This is a genomic window from Mumia sp. (assembly GCF_028803055.1).
GTDB lineage: Bacteria > Actinomycetota > Actinomycetes > Propionibacteriales > Nocardioidaceae > Mumia.
Window position 1 is genome coordinate 1 of sequence record NZ_JARBCJ010000042.1, and the last position, 19,587, is coordinate 19,587.

General features: G+C 70.1%; 19 protein-coding genes and 2 tRNA genes. 14 read left to right on the forward strand and 7 right to left on the reverse strand.

Annotated elements, in window-relative coordinates; all coding sequences use genetic code 11:
• From PV363_RS06225 to upp, 4 genes are all read right to left on the reverse strand, one after another.
• Window positions 1-424, reverse strand: a 424-nt coding sequence (locus PV363_RS06225) for an SDR family NAD(P)-dependent oxidoreductase (protein ID WP_301021917.1), incomplete at its 3' end; no start/stop codon positions are given.
• 65 nt (window positions 425-489) lie between these two features.
• Window positions 490-1,881, reverse strand: a complete 1,392-nt coding sequence (gene pntB, locus PV363_RS06230; protein WP_301021918.1) for a Re/Si-specific NAD(P)(+) transhydrogenase subunit beta — start codon at window positions 1,879-1,881, stop codon at window positions 490-492.
• Window positions 1,882-1,888: 7 nt separating this feature from the next.
• Window positions 1,889-3,439 carry a Re/Si-specific NAD(P)(+) transhydrogenase subunit alpha gene (locus PV363_RS06235; protein WP_220345858.1) on the reverse strand — a complete coding sequence of 517 codons (1,551 nt, stop codon included), beginning with the start codon at window positions 3,437-3,439 and terminating at the stop codon, window positions 1,889-1,891.
• A 76-nt stretch (window positions 3,440-3,515) separates the two neighbouring features.
• Complete coding sequence (gene upp, locus PV363_RS06240) at window positions 3,516-4,154, reverse strand: uracil phosphoribosyltransferase (RefSeq protein WP_220343091.1); 639 nt, start codon at window positions 4,152-4,154, stop codon at window positions 3,516-3,518.
• A gap of 111 nt (window positions 4,155-4,265) precedes the next feature.
• Here upp and PV363_RS06245 point away from each other — a divergent pair, with 111 nt between their 5' ends.
• The 9 genes from PV363_RS06245 to pth all read left to right on the forward strand — a co-directional run bounded on the left by PV363_RS06245 (window position 4,266) and on the right by pth (window position 10,426).
• Complete coding sequence (locus PV363_RS06245) at window positions 4,266-4,742, forward strand: tRNA adenosine deaminase-associated protein (protein ID WP_220343092.1); 477 nt, start codon at window positions 4,266-4,268, stop codon at window positions 4,740-4,742.
• A 1-nt stretch (window position 4,743) separates the two neighbouring features.
• Entirely contained in the window at window positions 4,744-5,208 is a 465-nt protein-coding gene (tadA, locus tag PV363_RS06250) for a tRNA adenosine(34) deaminase TadA (RefSeq protein ID WP_301021919.1), read from the forward strand.
• A 50-nt stretch (window positions 5,209-5,258) separates the two neighbouring features.
• Window positions 5,259-5,346: transfer RNA gene (locus PV363_RS06255), tRNA-Ser, on the forward strand.
• A gap of 158 nt (window positions 5,347-5,504) precedes the next feature.
• Window positions 5,505-6,290 (forward strand): MFS transporter, encoded by a 786-nt coding sequence (locus PV363_RS06260; protein WP_301021920.1) that lies wholly within the window; start codon window positions 5,505-5,507, stop codon window positions 6,288-6,290.
• Window positions 6,291-6,355: 65 nt separating this feature from the next.
• Window positions 6,356-6,435: transfer RNA gene (locus PV363_RS06265), tRNA-Gln, on the forward strand.
• Window positions 6,436-6,470: 35 nt separating this feature from the next.
• Window positions 6,471-7,934 (forward strand): bifunctional UDP-N-acetylglucosamine diphosphorylase/glucosamine-1-phosphate N-acetyltransferase GlmU, encoded by a 1,464-nt coding sequence (gene glmU / locus PV363_RS06270; RefSeq protein ID WP_220346193.1) that lies wholly within the window; start codon window positions 6,471-6,473, stop codon window positions 7,932-7,934.
• Window positions 7,931-8,911: a ribose-phosphate diphosphokinase gene (locus PV363_RS06275; RefSeq protein WP_220343614.1), complete on the forward strand. Its 981-nt coding sequence runs from the start codon at window positions 7,931-7,933 to the stop codon at window positions 8,909-8,911. The genes glmU and PV363_RS06275 overlap by 4 nt, the downstream gene beginning before the upstream one ends.
• A gap of 208 nt (window positions 8,912-9,119) precedes the next feature.
• Window positions 9,120-9,782 carry a 50S ribosomal protein L25/general stress protein Ctc gene (locus PV363_RS06280; RefSeq protein ID WP_220343615.1) on the forward strand — a complete coding sequence of 221 codons (663 nt, stop codon included), beginning with the start codon at window positions 9,120-9,122 and terminating at the stop codon, window positions 9,780-9,782.
• A 59-nt stretch (window positions 9,783-9,841) separates the two neighbouring features.
• Entirely contained in the window at window positions 9,842-10,426 is a 585-nt protein-coding gene (pth, locus tag PV363_RS06285) for an aminoacyl-tRNA hydrolase (protein WP_220343616.1), read from the forward strand.
• Here pth and PV363_RS06290 read toward each other — a convergent pair.
• Both PV363_RS06290 and PV363_RS06295 read right to left on the reverse strand, forming a co-directional pair.
• Window positions 10,416-11,558, reverse strand: a complete 1,143-nt coding sequence (locus PV363_RS06290) for a glycosyltransferase family 4 protein (protein WP_301021921.1) — start codon at window positions 11,556-11,558, stop codon at window positions 10,416-10,418. The two genes, pth and PV363_RS06290, sit on opposite strands and share 11 nt — an antisense overlap.
• Before the next feature lie 77 nt (window positions 11,559-11,635).
• Complete coding sequence (locus PV363_RS06295) at window positions 11,636-12,133, reverse strand: GtrA family protein (RefSeq protein ID WP_220346196.1); 498 nt, start codon at window positions 12,131-12,133, stop codon at window positions 11,636-11,638.
• Window positions 12,134-12,296: 163 nt separating this feature from the next.
• Between PV363_RS06295 and PV363_RS06300 the strand changes: the two genes are divergently transcribed.
• From PV363_RS06300 to PV363_RS06310, 3 genes are read left to right on the forward strand one after another with little or no spacing between them, the layout of a single operon-like run.
• Window positions 12,297-13,094, forward strand: a complete 798-nt coding sequence (locus PV363_RS06300) for a polyprenol monophosphomannose synthase (RefSeq protein WP_220346197.1) — start codon at window positions 12,297-12,299, stop codon at window positions 13,092-13,094.
• Window positions 13,091-13,843 carry a CDP-alcohol phosphatidyltransferase family protein gene (locus PV363_RS06305; RefSeq protein ID WP_220346198.1) on the forward strand — a complete coding sequence of 251 codons (753 nt, stop codon included), beginning with the start codon at window positions 13,091-13,093 and terminating at the stop codon, window positions 13,841-13,843. The genes PV363_RS06300 and PV363_RS06305 overlap by 4 nt, the downstream gene beginning before the upstream one ends.
• Window positions 13,840-14,979: a DUF1972 domain-containing protein gene (locus PV363_RS06310; RefSeq protein WP_301021922.1), complete on the forward strand. Its 1,140-nt coding sequence runs from the start codon at window positions 13,840-13,842 to the stop codon at window positions 14,977-14,979. Before PV363_RS06305 ends, PV363_RS06310 begins: the two co-directional genes overlap by 4 nt.
• A 13-nt stretch (window positions 14,980-14,992) precedes the next feature.
• On the opposite strand, the gene PV363_RS06315 is transcribed toward PV363_RS06310, so the two are convergent.
• Window positions 14,993-15,880: a glycosyltransferase family 2 protein gene (locus PV363_RS06315; protein ID WP_220366143.1), complete on the reverse strand. Its 888-nt coding sequence runs from the start codon at window positions 15,878-15,880 to the stop codon at window positions 14,993-14,995.
• A gap of 151 nt (window positions 15,881-16,031) precedes the next feature.
• Here PV363_RS06315 and PV363_RS06320 point away from each other — a divergent pair, with 151 nt between their 5' ends.
• Both PV363_RS06320 and PV363_RS06325 read left to right on the forward strand, forming a co-directional pair.
• Window positions 16,032-16,733 carry a hypothetical protein gene (locus tag PV363_RS06320; RefSeq protein WP_301021923.1) on the forward strand — a complete coding sequence of 234 codons (702 nt, stop codon included), beginning with the start codon at window positions 16,032-16,034 and terminating at the stop codon, window positions 16,731-16,733.
• A gap of 107 nt (window positions 16,734-16,840) precedes the next feature.
• On the forward strand, window positions 16,841-19,587 hold a 2,747-nt coding region (locus PV363_RS06325), incomplete at its 3' end, for a PKD domain-containing protein (protein WP_301021924.1).

The following is a 19,587-nucleotide window of genomic DNA, read 5'->3' on the forward strand; positions in this document are numbered from 1 at the left end:
CCGCCAGCGACGAGACGACGAGGACGTATCCCTTCGTGGCGATCACGTGCGGAGCTGCCGCGCGGAGCGTCCGGAAGACGCCGTTGAGGTTCACGTCCACCACCCGCTCGAACGCGCCGGGATCGATCTGGCGCACCGTGCCGTACGCGGCGATGCCGGCGTTGGCGAGCACGTGGTCGATGCGGCCGAAGCGGTCCGCGGCGGCATCGACGGCGGACTGGACCGCGGCCGTGTCGCGGACGTCGGCCTCCCACCAGGCGGCGGCGTCACCCAGCTCGGCGGCGAGGGACTTCAGCTCGTCGGGCTCGAGGCCGAGGAGCGCGACGCGACCTCCACGACGGACGTACTCGCGGGCGACACCTGCGCCGATGCCGCGTGCGGCACCGGTGACGACGGCAACCTTGCCGGTGAAGGATGAGGGCATGGCCGTCAAGATACCGTCGGTATCCCGCCATGCGCCACCCTCGATGTCACATGGTGGAGGTCAGGTCAGGTGGCGAGTGCCCGGAGGATGTCCTCGACCCGCTCCTTGGCGTCCCCGAACAGCATCTGGGTGTTGTCGCGGAAGAACAGCGGGTTCTGGACGCCCGCGTAGCCCGCCGCCATCGACCGCTTGAACACGATGACGTTCTCGACCTCCCACACCCGCAGCACCGGCATCCCGGCGAGCGGGCTCGTGGGGTCCTCGGCTGCGGCGGGGTTCACCGTGTCGTTGGCGCCGATCACCAGCACCACCGACGTCTCGGCGAAGTCGTCGTTGATCTCGTCCATCTCGAGCACGATGTCGTACGGGACCTTGGCCTCGGCGAGCAGCACGTAGATGTGCCCGGGGAGGCGGCCGGCGACCGGGTGCACGCCGAAGCGGACCTCGATGCCTCGGTCGCGCAGCCTGCGGACGAGGTCGGCGACCGGGTACTGCGCCTGAGCCACCGCCATCCCGTACCCGGGGGTGATGACGACCGACCGCGCGCTCTTGAGGAGCTCGGCAGCATCGGCGGCGGTGATCTCGCGGTGATCGCCGTAGTCGGTCGCGTCACTGGTCGCGGCCTCGATGCCGAAACCGCCGGCGATGACGGAGAGGAACGAGCGGTTCATCGCCTGGCACATGATGTAGGACAGGTAGGCACCCGACGACCCGACGAGCGCGCCGGTCACGATCAGCAGGTCGTTGTTGAGCAGGAAGCCTGACGCCGCCGCGGCCCAGCCCGAGTAGCTGTTGAGCATCGACACGACGACAGGCATGTCGCCACCGCCGATCGATGCCACGAGGTGCCAGCCGAGCGCCAGCGCGACGACGGTGACGAGGATCAGCAGCGTGAGGTTCGGGGAGATGACGAACCAGACCGTCAGGATCACGAAGACGACGAGCGCGCCGATGTTGATGAGGTTCTTGCCCGGCAGCATCAGCGGCGCCGACCGCATCTTCGCCGACAGCTTGAGGTTGGCGACGATCGAGCCGGTGAAGGTCACGGCGCCGATGAAGATGCCGATGAAGATCTCGGCGTGGTGGATGTCGGCCAGCGAGCCGGTCAGGTGGTTCGGCGCCAGGTAGCCGTTCCAGCCCACCAGCACCGCGGCGAGGCCGACGAAGGAGTGCAGGAGCGCGATCAGCTCGGGCATCTGCGTCATCGCGACGCTCCGCGCCCGCCACAGTCCCAGCGCGGCGCCGATCGCGACCGCCACGAGCAGCAGCGCGATCGCGTCGGCGTCGGCGACGTCGGCGACGAGCACGAACGTCGCCACGAGCGCGATCCCCATGCCGGCGATCCCGTACCAGACACCGTTGCGTGACGTCTCGTGCTTGGACAGCCCGGCCAGGGACAGGATGAACAGCAGCGACGCGACGATGTACGCCGCGGTGGCAGCACTCTGTGCGGTCATGGCGGCGTCAGTCCTTCGAGAACATGCTGAGCATGCGACGGGTCACGGCGAAGCCGCCGAAGACGTTGATGGAGGCCAAGAGGATCGCGATGAACGAGAGGACACGGATCACCGTGGCGTTGTCGGCCCCGTCGTCGACCGAGATCTGCAGCATCGCGCCGACGACGATGATGCCGCTGATCGCGTTGGTCACCGACATCAGCGGCGTGTGCAGGGCGTGGTGCACCTTGCCGATCACGTAGTAGCCGACGACGACCGCGAGCGTGAGCACCGTGATGTGCTCCGGCAGCGGCGCGGGCGCGAAGGCGTTGACGAGGAAGAGCGCGAGGATCCCGGTGCCGATGAGGCCCCACGTGACGGCAGGCTTGGCCGGCGCCTTGGCCTTGGTCGCGGGTACGGGAGCGGGTGCAGCGGCTGCCGGGGGCGCCGCCGAGACGGCGACCGGGGGTGGCGGCCACGTCTTCTCGCCGTCTCGGACCACGGTGACCGTGCGCTGGACGACGTCGTCGAAGTCGAGGACGAGCTCTCCGTCCTTGGCCGGCGTGAGCAGCTTGAGCAGGTTGACGAGGTTGGTGCCGTACAGCTGGGAGGCCTGCGTCGGGAGGCGCCCGGCGAGGTCGGTGTAGCCGAGGATCGTCACCCCGTTGTCGGTGACGACCTTCTCCCCCGCGACGGAGCCGGCCACGTTGCCGCCCTGGCCGGCGGCCATGTCGACGATGACGCTGCCCGGCTTCATGCTCGCCACGTCGGCCTCGGTCAGCAGCCGCGGTGCGGCACGCCCGGGGATCAGCGCGGTCGTGATGACGATGTCGACGTCGAGGACCTGCTCGGAGTAGATCTCGGCGGCGCGGCGGTCGTAGTCCTCGCTGGTCGCCTTGGCGTAGCCGTCGGTGGACGCCTCCTGCTGCTCGACGTCGACCGGGAGGTACTCGCCGCCGATCGACCTGACCTGGTCGGCGACCTCAGGGCGCGGGTCGGTGGCGCGGACGATCGCGCCGAGACTGCTCGCCGCGCCGATCGCTGCCAGTCCCGCGACCCCGGCGCCTGCGACCAGCACCTTGGCCGGGGGGACCTTGCCGGCGGCCGTGACCTGGCCGGTGAAGAACCGCCCGAACTCGTGCGCCGCCTCGACGACGGCCCGGTAGCCGGCGATGTTGGCCATCGACGACAGGACGTCCATCGACTGGGCGCGGGAGATGCGCGGCACCGCGTCCATCGCCAGCACGGTCAGGTGACGCTGTGTCAGCTCGTCGACGAGGCTCTCGTTCAGCGCCGGGGACAGCAGGCTGATGAGGGTCGCGTGGTCGGCAAGGAGGCCGATCTCGTCCGGCGAGGGGGCGTTGATCTTGAGCACGAGGTCGGACCGCCACGCCTCGTCGCGGGGCACGACCGAGGCGCCGGCCTCGACGTAGGCCTCGTCGGAAAAGCTGGACGCCTCGCCTGCGCCGGACTCGACCACGACGTCATAACCCAGCTTGATCAGCTGCGTCACGGTCGCCGGGGTCCCGGCGACACGGGTCTCGCCCGGCGAGGTCTCTTTGACCACGCCGATCTTCATTCGGGAGACGTTATCGGCAGCGACTGGCGCCGACCAGAGGGTGAGACGTGCGTCTCATTGCGCGGAGGTTAACGCCTCAGGCGACGCCGTACAGCCGGTCACCGGCGTCCCCGAGACCCGGCACGATGTATCCCACGTCGTTGAGCTTCTCGTCCACCGCGGCGACCACCAGCGACACCGGCACCTCGACGTCGGCGAGGTCGTTCTCGACACGGGCAATGCCCTCGGGCACGGCCAGCAGGCAGATCGCGGTGATCGCCGTGCACCCTCGACCGACGAGGAACGCGATCGCCGCCGAGAGGGTGCCGCCGGTGGCGAGCATCGGGTCCAGCACGTACGCCTGGCGGCCGGTCAGGTCGTCGGGCAGCCGCTCGGCGTACGTCGCGGGCTCGAGGGTCGTCTCGTTGCGGATCATCCCGAGGAAGCCGACCTCGGCCGTCGGGAGCAGGCGCTGCATGCCGTCGAGCATGCCGAGGCCGGCGCGCAGGATCGGCACGATGAGCGGCTTCGGCGGCGCGAGGCGTACGCCCTCGGCCGGCGACACCGGGGTCTGCACGAGGACCGGCTCGACCCGGACGTCGCGGGTGGCCTCGTACGTCAGAAGCGTGACGAGCTCGTCGGTCAACCGCCGGAAGGTCGGGGAGTCGGTCCTCGAGTCGCGGAGCGTGGTGAGCTTGTGGGCCACCAGCGGGTGGTCGACGACGTGGATGTCCATGCGGCGAACCTTACCGAGCGACGATCTGCCGGCGACTCCCCTACACGAGGGTGTGATCGTCTGCCATCCTGCGGGTACGTGCACGACGACGACCGTCAAGGGGGTGTGGCCGTGGAGGACGATCTGCAGGGCGAGGTCGATGTCGCGGTCGCCGCCTACCGTGACGAGGGCGGCTGGCAGCTGACCCGCCTTCCCGCCGGTGTCACCGGAGACATCGAGGAGGTCGAGCGGGCGCTGCGCCCGTTCCCTTCGGAGTGCGGTGTGATCGGCATGGTCGCCGTCGACGAGGACTTCTTCGTGCTCGTGCGCGTCTGGGGCCGCAGCACGCTCCTACTCCTGTCCGACATCACCGCCGTCGACGAGTGGCCGCTCGCCAGCTCCGTCGCCGACGAGCTCGACCTCCCCGACCCGGAGGACGACGACGAGCCGCAGCCTGCCGGTGACATGGAGATCCTGGCCGACCTGGGTGTGAGCGCGATCGATCTCGCCGTGATGCTCGACGATCCGGACGCGTACCCGGACGAGGTGCTCGGCGACATCGCCGAACGGCTCGGGTTCGGCGACGCCTACCAGGCGCTCGCCGGCTGACGTGTCGTCCCCGCTCGTCCACGACGACGCCCTGATGGGCAGGGCGCTCGACCTGGCGTCACGCGCTCTCGAGACCGCCGACGTCCCGGTCGGGGCGCTCGTCGTCGACGCTGACGGAGCCGTCCTAGGCGAGGGCTGGAACGCGCGGGAGCGCGACGGCGACCCGACGGCGCACGCCGAAGTGATCGCGCTACGGGCCGCGGCGGCCGCGCGGGGCGAGTGGCGACTCGACGGCTGCACCCTCGTCGTCACGCTCGAACCCTGCACGATGTGCGCGGGTGCGCTCGTCCTCGCTCGCGTCGCCCGCCTCGTGTTCGGGGCGTACGACGACAAGGCGGGCGCGGTCGGTTCGTTGTGGGACGTCGTCCGGGACCGGCGGCTCAACCATCGCCCTGAGGTCCGCGGAGGGGTGCGTGCCGAGGAGGCGCGGGCCCAGTTGCTGGCCTTCTTTGCTGAGCACCGCTGAGCCCTGACCCGGTTCCGGAGGCGGGCAGCAGGTCCGGTAATCTCTTCTGCGGTGGCGTGTCCGAGCGGCCGAAGGTGCAACACTCGAAATGTTGTGTAGGGCAACCTACCGTGGGTTCAAATCCCACCGCCACCGCCATGACGAGCCCCGTCCGGGATCCCCGGGCGGGGCTCGCTGTCGTACGCCCCCTCCTGCAGCCGGCTCCCCTCCGCCGAGTGGGGGGGGGGCGCGGGGGGCCGGGCGCGCCCCCCCCCCGCCCGGCCCGCCGCGACGGGTCTGCGCGGGAGCGGTTCGACGTGAGGGGGACTCTCACCCTCACCTCGGCGATGCTGCTCGTCGTGCTGGCGCTGGTGCAGTCGCCGCAGGCGCCTGCGCTCAGGACGGTGGCGGTCGGCGTGCTGGGCCTCGCGCTGCTCGGTCTCTTCGTCGCCCTCGAACGGCGGGCGCCGGCGCCGGTCGTACGGCTCGGCATCCTCCGGTCCGGGCGCCTGGTCCGCGCCAACCTCGCGGCGCTGCTGCTCGTCGGCGCGTTCGTCGGGTTCCAGTTCGTGATGGTGCTGTACCTGCAGGAGCTGCGGGGATGGTCGGAGGTCAAGACCGGGATGGCGATGGCGGTGCTCGGCCTCGACGCCGTGCTGGCCCCGACCATCACGCCGCTGCTCGTGGCGCGTTGGGGCAACACGGTGGTCTTCCTCAGCGGGTTCGTGGTCGCCGCCGTCGCCTACGCGTCGCTGCTCCGGCTCGGGGCGGACTGGTCATACGCGGCACTGCTGCCCTCCTTCGTCCTGGTGAGCATCGCGTTCGCGCTGGCGTACGGGCCGCTCACGATCGAGGCGACGAACGGGGTCGCTGCGCACGAGCAGGGCCTTGCCGGCGGGTTGCTGTCGACGTCCTTCCAGTTCGGGTCGGCGTTGGGGCTCGCCGCGGTCGCGGTGGTCCTGGCTGCCGTGTCCGGTCCCGCGGCGACGATCGGGCTCGACGGCTTCCGGGCCGCGCTGCTCGTCCCGGTGGTGACCGCGCTCCTCGGGGTCGCGGTGAGCACGGTGACCCTGCGTCGGGAGTCGGGCCTGCGACGGGACTGAGGAGGTCCGGCGTCCGGCTCGGTGTGTGCAGGGGCCCGTTGGTTCCGTACGCTGGGGGCGGATGATCCCCGGTTGGTCTGTCGGCAGGGCCCGCCGCACTTTGAATGCGGATCAAGCGACGTAGGTTCGACTCCTACCCGGGGAGCTCATCCGCCCGAGTCGTCGGTACGAGAGGAACCCGTGAGCGAGCAGGCTCCGACCATCGTGATGGTGCTGGCCGCCGGTGGCGGCACCCGGATGCGGTCCAAGACCATGAAGGTCCTCCACCCCCTCGCCGGGCGAACGTTGCTCGGTCATGCGCTCCACGCCGCCCGAGGGATCTCCCCGGAGCATGTGGTCGCGGTGATCGGCAACCAGCGTGAACAGGTCGCGGAGCACCTCGCCCAGGTCGATCCCGACGTGATCCAGGCCGTGCAGGAGGAGCAGCTCGGCACGGGCCACGCCGTCGCGGTCGGGCTGGCCTCCCTCGGCGACGAGGCGGTCGGCAGCGTGGTCGTGCTGTACGGCGACGTGCCGTTGCTGGAGCCCGAGACGCTCGAGCGCTTCGTGGAGGACCACCGGCAGCACGGCCGTACCCTCAGCGTCCTCACGGCGAAGGTCGCGAACCCCCACGGCTACGGTCGCGTCGTCCGCGGCGCCGACGGCGGCGTCGTCGAGATCGTCGAGGAGCGCGACGCCACCGACGAGCAGCGCAGGATCGACGAGATCAACTCCGGCATCCTCGCCTTCGATCTCGCATGGGCGCGCGAGGCGCTGCGGACGCTCGGCAACGACAACGCCCAGGGCGAGTACTACCTCACCGACCTCATCGGTCTCGCCGTCGCCGAAGGCCGCGAGGTCGGCGCGTACGAGATCGCCGACGCCGTGCAGACCGAGGGTGTCAACACCCGCGTCCAGCTCGCCCGTCTCGCCGCCGAGGCCAACCGCCGCATCGTCGAGCGCCACATGCTCGCCGGGGTGAGCGTGGTCGACCCGGCGACGACCTGGATCGACGTCGACGTCTCGATCGGGCCCGACACCACGATCCTGCCCGGCACCCAGATCCTCGGCGCGACGAGCATCGGCGAAGACGCCCTGATCGGCCCCGACTGCACGCTTCAGGACATGGAGATCGGTGACGGCGCCAGCGTGGTCCGCACCCACGCCTCGCTGTCGGTGATCGAGGCCGAGGCGACCGTGGGTCCGTTCAGCTACCTCCGCCCGGGCACGACGGTGGGCGCCGGCGGCAAGCTCGGTGCGTTCGTCGAGGCCAAGAACACCCGACTGGCTCCCGGCGCGAAGGTCCCTCACCTCTCGTACGTCGGTGACGGCGACATCGGAGAGGGCGCCAACATCGGCGCGGGCTCGATCTTTGCCAACTACGACGGCGTCAAGAAGAACCGCACGACCATCGGCGCTCACGCCCGCATCTCGTGCAACAACACGTTCGTCGCCCCGGTGAGCGTCGGTGAGGGCGCCTTCACCGGTGCGGGAGCGACGATCCGCGAGGACGTTCCGCCAGGGGCACTTGCGGTGTCGGCTGGATCACAGAGGACGATAGAAGGGTGGGTCGCGAGGAAACGCCCCGGGACCCCAGCCGCCGAGGCGGCCGCCCGTGCGGCCGCCGGCGACCAGAGCGACGACGCCCAGGAGAGTCCCACGTGACCGGCATCAAGCGCACCACCGAGAAGAACCTCATGCTCTTCTCGGGTCGAGCCCACCCCGCTCTCGCCGAGGAGGTCGCCAAGGAGGTCGGCACCTCGCTCGTCCCGACGTCGGTGTACGACTTCGCCAACGGCGAGATCTACGTGCGATACCAGGAATCCGTACGCGGCTCGGACGCGTTCGTGATCCAGAGCCACTCCGCGCCGATCAACGAGGCGATCATGGAGCAGCTCATCATGGTCGACGCCCTCAAGCGGGCCTCGGCCAAGCGGATCACGGTCATCCAGCCGTTCTACGGATACGCCCGACAGGACAAGAAGCACCGCGGTCGCGAGCCCATCTCCGCGCGCCTCATGGCCGACCTGTTCCTCACCGCCGGCGCCGACCGTCTGATGGTCGTCGACCTCCACACCGCTCAGATCCAGGGCTTCTTCGACGGCCCGGTCGACCACCTGATGGCGATGCCGATCCTCACCGAGTACGTCCTCGAGCGCTACGGCGACAAGCGGCTCGCCGTCGTGTCGCCGGATGCGGGCCGCATCAAGGTGGCCGAGAACTGGGCCGAGAAGCTCGGCGGCGTGCCGCTGGCGTTCATCCACAAGACGCGCGACATCGACCGTCCGAACGCGTCGATCGCCAACCGCGTCGTCGGTGAGGTCGAGGGTCGCACCTGCGTCCTGGTCGACGACCTCATCGACACCGGCGGCACCATCGTCCAGGCGTGCGAGGCGCTGATGAACGCCGGAGCCGCCGACGTCGTCATCGCGGCGACCCACGCCGTATTCTCGGGGCCGGCGGTCGAGCGACTCGCAAGCTGTTCGGCAGCCGAGGTGATCATCACCGACACGCTGCCGCTGTCCGAGGACAAGCGGTTCGACAAGCTGACCGAGCTCTCCATCGCGCCGCTGCTCGGGAAGGCCATCCGTGAGGTCTTCGAGGACGGGTCCGTCACGAGCCTGTTCGACGGCAAGGCCTGAGCCTCCGCCGTACCCGTCTCGAAGCCCGCTTCGACAGCCTTGCCTCCGCCCTTGTATGATGGGGAAGTTGCCTCGGCGAGGGTTGGCTTTCCGTCAGCCGTGATCGACTTGGTGTCTTGGACTCAGTGCGCGATGCGGCCGTCCGAAAGACCACCGTCGCCGAGGCGCGACCCGCACGAAGACCCCGCTTTTAAGGAGCAGTTCCGCCGTGTCCGAGATCAAGATCAAGGCTGAGACGCGTACCGAGTTCGGCAAGGGCGCCGCTCGCCGTATCCGTCGCGACAACAAGGTTCCTGCCGTCCTCTACGGCCACGGCATCGATCCGATCCACGTGATGCTGCCAGGCCACGACCTCATGCTGGCGCTCAAGCAGCCCAACGCGCTGCTGTCGGTCGACGTCGACGGGGACGCCCAGCTGGTCCTCCCCAAGCAGGTCCAGCGCGACCCGATCAAGGGCTTCATCGAGCACGCCGACCTCCTGGTCGTCCGCAAGGGCGAGAAGGTCACCGTCGACATCCCGATCGTCGTCACCGGCGAGTCGGTGAGCGGTTCGATGGTCGTCACCGAGAACTCCTCGGTCCCCATCGAGGCCGAGGCGACGCACCTGCCCGAGCAGATCGAGGTCTCGGTCGAGGGCCTCGACGCCGGTGCTCAGATCCACGCGTCCGACCTGGATCTGGCCAAGGGCTCGTCGCTGGCCGTCGACGGCGATCTGCTGATCGTCAACATCGTGGCCGAGCCCACCGCGGCGCAGGTCGAGGCCGAGCTGGAGGAGGCCGAGGCCGAGGCCGGCATCGAGCGTGACGAGTCGCAGGCCGAGGCCGCCGAGGCCGCCGAGGCCGAGCAGACCGAGGCCGCACCCGCCGAGTGATCCTGGGACGGATCTTCCGAGCCCCGGCTCACCGACGCGAGCAGGAGAACGACGACGCCATGACGGAATCGCCATGGCTCGTCGTCGGCCTGGGCAACCCCGGACCCGGGTACGCCCAGACGCGTCACAACATCGGCTACATGGTCGCCGACGCCCTCGCTGAGAGAGCGGGTGGCCGCTGGAAGTCGCACAAGCCCACGCGCGCGGACGTCGTGGAGGGTCGCCTCGGCGGCCCTTCCGGCGTCCGCGTCGTGCTCGGCCGCTCACGCGGCTACATGAACGAGAGCGGCGGTGCCGTCAAGGCGTTGGCGACGTTCTACAAGGTGCCGCCCGAGCAGCTCGTCGTGGTCTACGACGAGCTCGACCTCCCGTACGAGACCATGCGCGTCAAGCTGGGCGGCGGGGACAACGGCCACAACGGGCTGAAGTCCATCCGCGCGTCGCTGGGCACCGGCGACTACTACAAGGTGCGGGTGGGCATCGGTCGTCCGCCCGGTCGCCAGAGCCCTGCCGACTACGTGCTCAAGCCGTTCTCGAGCACGGAGCGCAAGGAGCTGCCGTTGGTCGTCGAGACCGCGGCGGACGCCGTCGAGACACTGCTCACCTCAGGCCTCGAGGTCGCACAGCGCGAGTTCAACAGCTGATCGTCGCGGGCGAGGTGACTCCCAGCGCCGCGGCGATCCTCTCGCGATAGGCCGCGACGGAGAACCGCGCCCGTGCCTCGGCCTCACCCGCCTCGGCCACCTCGGCGGCCCACGTCGGATCAGCCAGGAAGCGTTCGACCGCGTCGGCGAGGTCCTCGGCATCGCCAGGCTCCGCCAGCAGGCCGGTCTCCCCGTCCTCGACGATCTCCATCAGGCCCTGGACACCGGACGCGACGAGCGGCCGCCGGGCACGCAGCGCCTCGACGGCGGTGTTGCCGAAGGGCTCGACGCGCGACGGCACGAGGACGACGTCTGCCGCCGCCAGCACGGGCCAGGTCGGGGACACGTATCCGTGCAGCGTCACGGCACCCTCCAACGGCGTCTGTGCGGCCCGGGCCCGGAGCTCGCGCTCGAACCACTCGTAGCCAGGGAACACCGAGCCGCAGACGTCGAGCGTCACGTCGTGGCCGCGCTGCCGCAGCAGCGCCGTGGCATCGAGAGCGACATCGACCCCCTTGCGAGGGGACACCCGTGCGACGACGACGAGCCTGGCCGGATCTCCCGGTCGACGGGCCCGGGGAGGCTCGGGCCTCGTGTCAGGCCCGGGAACACCGTTGTGGACCACCACGATCCGGCGGCGCAGCAGGCCCGCACGGCGCGTCAGCGCAGCGGCCGACGCGTTGCTGTTGACGACGATCGACCCGGCGAGCAGGTTCGGTGCGGCGAGAGCGGCGAGCACGACGGCGTTGCCCTCGTCCTCGGCCTCGTGGACGTGGCAGACCGTCCGGACGCCGCGCAGACGGGCCGCGAGCAACCACCAGGGGATGGTGACGGTGTTGACGAGGACGACGTCGACCTGTGACGGGTCGCACGCCCGGAGGAGTCGGGGAAACGCCCGGAGGATGGACAGCAGGAGCCCGAGCAGTCCGACCGGCGACAGCAGACTCTTGCGGAGCACCGGGAACGACACGACGTCGACGGTGGCACCTCGCTCTCGCAACCGTTCGACGAGCGGCCCGTCCTCCGGAACCACCGTGCGGACCTGGCCGCCACGCTCCACGATCGCCGACACGCTCTCCAGGAGCTGGAGATCAGATCCGTAGACGTCGGCGGACGGGTGGGCAACAAGCACGGATCGGTGGGTGCGCAACGATTCCTCCTGGCCGGCTGGGCTCCGAGACGATCGTAGGGCGGCGTGCAGAGGGACCTTCACCGGCCCGGGGCGGTGATCTCGGCCATCTCCGGGGCAGACTCCGGCGGCGTACGGACCTGGTTGAAGACGAACGTGCGGTAGGCCCAGAAGCGGAACGCGGTGCCGAGCGCCAGGCCGACGACATTCGCGGAGATGTTGTCGGCCAGCGGGCTCGTCAGGTCGAGGAGGTAGTGCGACACAGCGAGACAGCCCAGGGCGATCGCCATGCCGATCCCGTTGAAGACGAAGAACAGGCTGTACTCACGGAGTCGGCTGGCCCGAGCGCGGTGCCGCCACGTGAGCGTGCGGTTGCCGAAGTAGGTCACGAGCGTGGCGACGAACACGGAGATCGCTTTGGCGGTCAACGGCTTGTCCTCAAGCAGCCCAGGACCCGCGTACCGCAGGAGGTTGAACACCGAGACGTCGACGACGTACCCGGTCAGGCCGACAGCGCCGAACGTCGCCAGCTCGTGAGCGAGACGTCGGGCGCGCGAGCGCTCGAGAACCGAAGTCATCCGTCCACCGTAGGCCGAGGAGAGGTCGCGTCTGACCGGGTTGTCCCAAGACGAGATGCGACGCGCACCACGGGCCGGGATCGTGCGATCGTCCGCCCGACCGCCGCTCAGTTGATAGCGTCGCAACCTCGTACACGCCTCAGCCAGACGGGGATCATCCATCATGTCCACGGACACCTCGCGAGCTCCGCGCACGCTCGTCATCGTCCCGACCTACAACGAGGCGGACAACGTCGTGGGTGCGGTCAGCGGTATCCGGCGCTGCGTGCCGACCGCGGACGTCCTCGTCGCCGACGACGCCTCGCCCGACGGCACTGGTGAGATCGCTGACCGTCTCGCCGGCGAGGACACCCAGGTGTTCGTGCTCCACCGAGCCGGCAAGGAGGGGCTCGGCGCCGCTTACCTGGCCGGGTTCGCGTGGGCGTTCGAGCGCGACTACGACGTGGTCGTGGAGATGGATGCCGACGGCTCGCACCGGCCGCAGGACCTCCCCGGGTTGCTTGCCGGGCTGCGGTCCGCCGACGTGGCGCTCGGCTCACGCTGGGTGCCGGGGGGTGGTGTCGTCAACTGGCCGTGGCACCGACGGCTGCTCTCGCGCGGAGGCAGCCTCTATGCCCGTCTTGCGCTCGGTCTCCCCGTCCGCGACGCGACCGGCGGGTTCCGCGCGTACGACGCGAAAGTGCTGGAGAGGCTGGTCGCCGAGCCCGTCGACAGCCAGGGCTACTGCTTCCAGATCGATCTCGCCTGGCGCGCGGTGCGAGGCGGCTTCACTCTGCAGGAGATTCCGATCACCTTCGTGGAGCGCGAACGGGGTGAGTCCAAGATGAACGGCGGCATCGTGGTGGAGGCCGTACGGAAGGTCACCCGCTGGGGCGTCGAGTCTCGCGTGCAGCGGCTGCGTTCGCGGTCAACCGGCAGCGACGGGCAAGCCTCGGCTCCCAGCGCGGGACGGACTTCGTGACCACCGCGACCAGGACGGTCAAGGAGGCTCTCGACGCGCTCCGGCGGGCGCAGAAGCCGGCCAAGGGCACCGCCGCCTACTCGCGGCACGTCAACAGACCTCTCGGTCGGCAGGTGGCCGCGGTCGTCAGCACGGTCGGGATGACGCCCAACCAGGCGACGGCGATCAGCGCCTCCCTGTCCACCGCCGCGATCGCCCTGCTGGCGCTGACCGAGCCCACCGTGGTGACCGCCTGCGCGATCGCGGTCCTCCTGGCCCTCGGCTACGTCATGGACTCCGTCGACGGACAGCTGGCCCGGTTGGCGGGGGCCGGCTCGCGCAGCGGCGAGTGGCTCGACCACATGATCGACTGCATCAAGACGAGCACGCTCCACCTGGCGGTCCTGATCTCCTGGTTCCGGTGGCCGACGTACGACGAGGCCGGCTGGCTGTTGGTCCCGGTGGCGTACGAGGTCGTGGCGGTCGTCACCTTCTTCGGCCTGATCTTGGTCCCGACCCTCCGGCCGGCAGGGTCACGTGGGTCGACGATCGACGTCGACCGCGAGGAGCACCCGGCGCGCCGCTGGTTGCTGCTCCCGACCGACTACGGGGTCCTCTGTCTCGTCTTCGTGCTGCTCGCCTGGGGGCCGGCGTTCACCGCCGTCTACACCGCGCTCATGCTCGCCAACGCGGCAGCGCTCGCGGCAGCGCTCGTCAAGTGGTGGCGCGAGCTCCGCGCGCTGGACCGGGCCTCCGGGGGCCCACGATGAGGATCGCCCTGCTGGGCACCCGCGGCGTCCCGGCGCAGTACGGAGGGTTCGAGACCGCCGTGGAGGAGGTCGGCCGACGTCTCGTCGACCGAGGACACGAGGTCACGGTCTACTGCCGGGGGAGCGGAGGCGCGGACAGCTACCGCGGTATGACCCTGGTGCACCTGCCCGCGGCCCGGCGCAAGGCGTTGGAGACCTTGTCGCACACCGCGCTCTCGGTCGGCCACGTCTCGCTCGGCCGTGCACGCTACGACGCCGCGGTGGTCTTCAACGCCGCCAACGCCCCGTTCCTGCCAGCTCTGCGCCTCCGGGGCATCCCCACCGCGCTCCATGCCGACGGGTTGGAGTGGAAGCGCGCCAAGTGGGGCGGCGCCGGCAAGCGCTACTACCGTGCGGCGGAGGCGCTGTCGGTGCGCTGGGCCGACGCTGTGATCGCGGACGCGCAGGGAATCGCCGACTACTACGAGGACGAGTTCGGTCTGCCGACCGAGCTGCTGGCGTACGGCGCACCCATCCTTCGAGACCCGCCCGCGGACAGGCTCGCCGACCTCGGGCTGGAGTCCGGGGGATACCACCTCGTCGTGGCCCGGTTCGAGCCGGAGAACCATGTCTCCGAGATCGTCGACGGTGCCGTGAGATCCGGTGCCAGGTTGCCGGTGGTCGTCGTGGGGTCAGCGCCGTACGCCGACGACTACACGGCTCGGGTCGAGGGTCTCGCGGCGCGCGAGCACAGCGGGGTGAGGCTGGTCGGCGGCGTGTGGGACCAGGAGCTGCTCGACCAGCTCTATGCGCACGCCCTGCTCTACGTCCACGGTCACTCGGTCGGCGGGACCAATCCGTCGCTCCTGCGTGCGATGGGCGCCGGCACGGCCGTCGCGGCCTACGACGTGTCCTTCAACGTCGGCGTGCTCGGTGGTGACGATCTCGTGTTCCGCGATGAGGAGGGCGTCGCCTCCTGCCTCGAGCGCGCGGAGGCCGACCCGGCAGAGATGAGGGCGGCGGGCCGGCGCCTCCAGGACCGCGCAGCGGAGCTCTACCGCTGGGACGATGTCGCCGAGGGCTACGAGAAGCTCCTCGAGAAGATCGCGGGCGGGCACTCGACCCGGGGCGTCGCCTCGGGACGCCGCCGAGGATGACGCGGGACGTCGCTCAGCGCAACGCGCGCCGGGCGTGGAGGTAGCCCTCCCACGATCCGCGCGCAGCGGACAGGAGCGGTCCCGGGCCACGCTCGAGGAACTGACGTCGCCCGCCGCGCAGGACCACGTCCCGCGCGTACGAGGGCGCCGTGGAGATCCACCCGCGGATCTCGTCGGCGGTCAGGTGCTTCGACGCGAACAGCAACCGGTTGCGGCAGTTGTAGCGGTAGTAGAGGTCGGACTTCGCACGTCCGCCCCCCTGGGTGCCGCCGACGTCGTGGACGACCTCGAGGTCACGCCTGACCACGACGCGGCCGCCCCCCGTCACGCAGCGATAGCTCAGATCGACGTCCTCCCAGTACATGAAGTAGTCGTCGTCGAACCCCCCGAGCCGCTCCCACAGTGGCCGCGACACGGCAAGGCACGCGCCGCTCAGCCAGGGATGCGACGCCTGTTCGATCCGTACGCCCGCGGTGCGGGTGGTGCCCTCGGCGACGAGGATGTCGCCGCCTTCCGACCACGTCGACCCGTCAGGGCGCACGATGCGCGGCGCGACGATCGCGGCCTGGTCGGCTCGGACGGCGTCGGCCAGGTGAGACAGGGTGCGGGCGGGGGCGGACGCGTCCGGGTTGAGCAGGACCAGCGTGGCGACTGTTTCGTCGAGGGCGGCGACCGCGGCGTTGACGGCGCTGCCGAAGCCGGGATTGCCGGCGAGGGGGACCAGCTGCCAGCCTCGGTCGGCGCAGAGAGCGGCCACCGCGTCGCGGTTGCCTGCCGACGAGTAGCTGTCGGCGACGACGACGTGCAGGCCCTCGTCCTGAGCCTGCCGCAGCGCCTCGTTCGTCGCGAGGAGGCGGTGCGATGCGTAGTTCACCGTCACGATGGCGGTCGTCGCGGTCACGCTCCTCCTCGAGTCTCGAGACCGGTCGGGTCCGCGTCATCGTAGACGTGACGATAGCCTCGGTGCTCCGAAACGGCGGACATCGCTCCGCGGCCACGTTAGCCTCGAGAGGCTCAGAGCATCGGGGCGACGAGGAGCGAGGGACGGTTCGGTGAGCGAGAACGCGGAGGGACGGCGGCGCCTGGTCGTGGTCGTCGGAGTGGGCGTCGTCACGGCTGTCGTTCTCCTGGTCGTGGCGGTGCTCGTGCTCGGCGACGACGGGCCGGAGGCCGGGACACGGGGCGAGAAGGCCGAGCCGACGGCGACCGCCGGAGCAGCGTCGACGACTGGGGCCGAGGAGTCGTCGGGCGACACACCGGCACCCGACGACGGCGGCTCCGCGCCCTCGACGGACGAGCCCGGCTCCGATCCCGGCACGTCCGTGTCCGACGGCTCGGACGGGCTCTATCCGGGGACCTTGAAGCCGGTTCCGATGAGCGAGTCTGCCGACATGGGAGACGGAGTCACGGCGACGGTCGTTCGTCTGAAGGACGTCCGTGCTTCGGCCCAAGGCGCTGGTGAGGTGGAGGGACCCGGCGTCGTGGTGGTCGTCCGCGTGACGAACGACAGCCGCAAGCCGGTCCAGCTCGGCGACGCGGTCGTGAACCTGAACGTGGGCCGCCAGAACCAGCCGGCCTCGCCGGTGCTCGGTGACAAGCGGACCCGACCCTTCGACGGGAGCCTCGCGGTCGGCGGGTCGGCGACCGGTCGCTACGTCTTCCAGCTCCCGAAGCCCGACGCGCGACGCGCGGTCGTGAGCGTCAGCTACTCCGGCGACGCCGACATCGTGGCGTTCAGAGGTGTCATGCCCTGACCTCGGCGATGTCCCGAACGCGACATCGCAAAACGAACAACTTGCTGATCGTGACTCCTGCTCGGACTAGGTTGTCACCGTTCGACCACCCTTTCTCGGAGGCCTTCATGCGTCGCCAGTCCACCCTTCGCCGGTTCGGTGCCGTCGGTGCTGCCACCGCGCTCACCGTGGCGCTCCTCGGCGCGGTCACCGCGCCAGCGCCGGCCGACTCCGCACCGTCCGATCCCGCGACGCCGGTCACCGTCACCGCGGACGGGCTGCCCACCGTCCAGATCAACGGGGTGGTGTGGGACCAGGAGGTCGTCGGCAACACGGTCTACGCCGTCGGCAACTTCACGCAGGCGCGGCCTGCGGGGTCGCCCGCAGGCCAGAACGTCGTGACTCGCAACTACATGCTGGCCTTCGACATCAGGACGGGTGCGCTGATCTCCAGCTTCAACCCCAACCTGAACGGACAGGCGCTGGCCGTCACGGCCTCGCCCGATGGCTCTCGTCTCTACATCGGCGGTTCGTTCACCCAGGTGAGCGGGCAGAACCGCTACCGGATCGCCGCGTTCGACACGGCCACCGGCGCTCTTGTCCCGGGTTTCAACACCGGCACGGACTCGCAGGTGCGCGCTCTCGTCGCGACCAACGACACCGTCTACGCGGGTGGCATCTTCTCCCGCGCCGGAAACGAGAGCCGCACCCGGCTCGCAGCCTTCGCCGCCTCGAACGCGGCGGTGCGGCCATGGGCGCCCGCGGCAGACCATCGCGTCAACGCCCTGACGATCACGCCCGACGGGTCCCGAGTCGTGATCGGCGGGCACTTCGGCAACGTCAACGGTGCCCAGGCCCGCGGCCTTGCCGCCGTCGACCCGACGTCCGGCGCGACTCTCGGGTGGCCGATGAACCAGGTCGTGAAGAACACCGGCGACGGCGCCGCGATCCTCAGCCTCGCCACCGACGAGGACGGCGTCTACGGCAGCGGCTACGACTACTACGGGAGTGGCGGGTTCGAGGGCACGTTCCGAGCCAGCTCGACCGGCCAGATCACGTGGCTCGACGACTGCCACGGTGACACGTACTCGGTGTACCCGGCGAAGGAGGCGGTGTACGCCGCCGGCCACAAGCACTACTGCGGCAACATCGGTGGATTCGCCCAGACGGAGCCGTGGGACTTCTACCAGGCGACGGCGCTCTCGAAGCAGGCCACGGGCGTCGTGTCGCGCGACACGATGGGCTACCCGAGCTTCCACAACAACCCGTCCCCGACACTGCTCGACTGGTTCCCGACGATCGACGTCGGCTCGTTCACAGGACAGAGCCAGGCGGCCTGGAGCGTGACCGGCAACGACGACTACATGGTCTACGGCGGGGAGTTCCCGAAGGTCAACAACGTCGCGCAGCAGGGCCTCGTACGCTTCGCCAAGCGGTCGCTCGCGCCGAACAACGTCGGACCCAGCGCGTCGCCCAGCCTGACCCCGACGGTGACCTCGAAGGCGCCGGGCACCGCGCAGGTCTCCTGGCAGGCCGCGACCGATCCCGACAGCGGAAGCCTCACCTACCGCGTCTATCGCAACGGCAACACGACCACCCCGGTGTACGAGGTGACGCAGGGCTCCAACTTCTACCACCGGCCGACCCTCACCTTCGTGGACACCGGACTCACGGCCGGCCAGACCTCCACCTACCGCGTGCGGGTCACCGACCCTGACAACAACGTCAGCTGGAGCGGCAACGGGTCCACCTCGGTGCTCGGCAGCGGCGGTACCCCGTACGGCCCCTACGCCCGAGCCGTCCTCGGCAGCAAGCCCACCTTGTACTACCGGCTCGACGAGGCCTCGGGCACCAGCGTCCAGGACTGGGGCGGCACGGACAACGGGACTGCGGGCTCGGGCGTGACACGCGGCGTCTCGGGTGCGGTGTCTCCGGGCACCGCGTCGAGCCTCAACGGAAGCACCAGCGGGCGCATCAACTCCAACGAGCTGAGGTTCGCGCCCAACGCCTTCACGATCGAGGGCTGGTTCCGTACCAGCTCGATCTTGGGTGGCAGGATCGCCGGCTTCGGCAGCTCAAAGACCGGCAACTCCTCGACGCACGACCGTCTTCTCTACATCAACGGCAGCGGTCGAGTGACGTTCGGTGTCAACCCCGGCGAGATCCGGACGGTGCAGTCGGGCAACGGCTACAACGACGACACGTGGCACCACTTCGCGGCGAGCCTGGACAAGTCGGGCATGAAGCTCTATCTCGACGGCACGATGGTCGGGCAGCGCACGGACACGCAGTGGGGCCAGGCCTACCTCGGCTACTGGCGCATCGGGAGCGACCAGCTCTCGAGCAGCTGGCCGAACCGCGGCACGTCCAACAACCTGAGCGGGCGCATCGACGAGGTCGCTGTCTATCCGCGGGCCCTGCCGGCCGGAGAGATCGCGGCTCACCACCTCACCGGGACGACGGGCGAGGCGCAGAACCTTCCGCCGACCGCGTCGTTCACGTCGTCGACCGACAACCTGTCGGCGTCGTTCGACGCGTCCGGGTCGTCCGATCCGGACGGGGAGATCGCGTCCTACGCGTGGACCTTCGGTGACGGGACGACGGCCACCGGTGCGTCGCCGCAGAAGACGTACGCCTCGGCGGGGACCTACGCGGTCAAGCTGACGGTGACCGACGACGACGGAGCGACGGCGTCGGTCACGCAGAGCGTCACGGTGACTGCACCACCGGTCAACCAGGCTCCCACCGCGTCGTTCACGTCGTCGACCGACAACCTGTCGGCGTCGTTCGACGCGTCGGGGTCGTCCGATCCGGACGGGGAGATCGCGTCCTACGCGTGGACCTTCGGTGACGGGACGACGGCCACCGGTGCGTC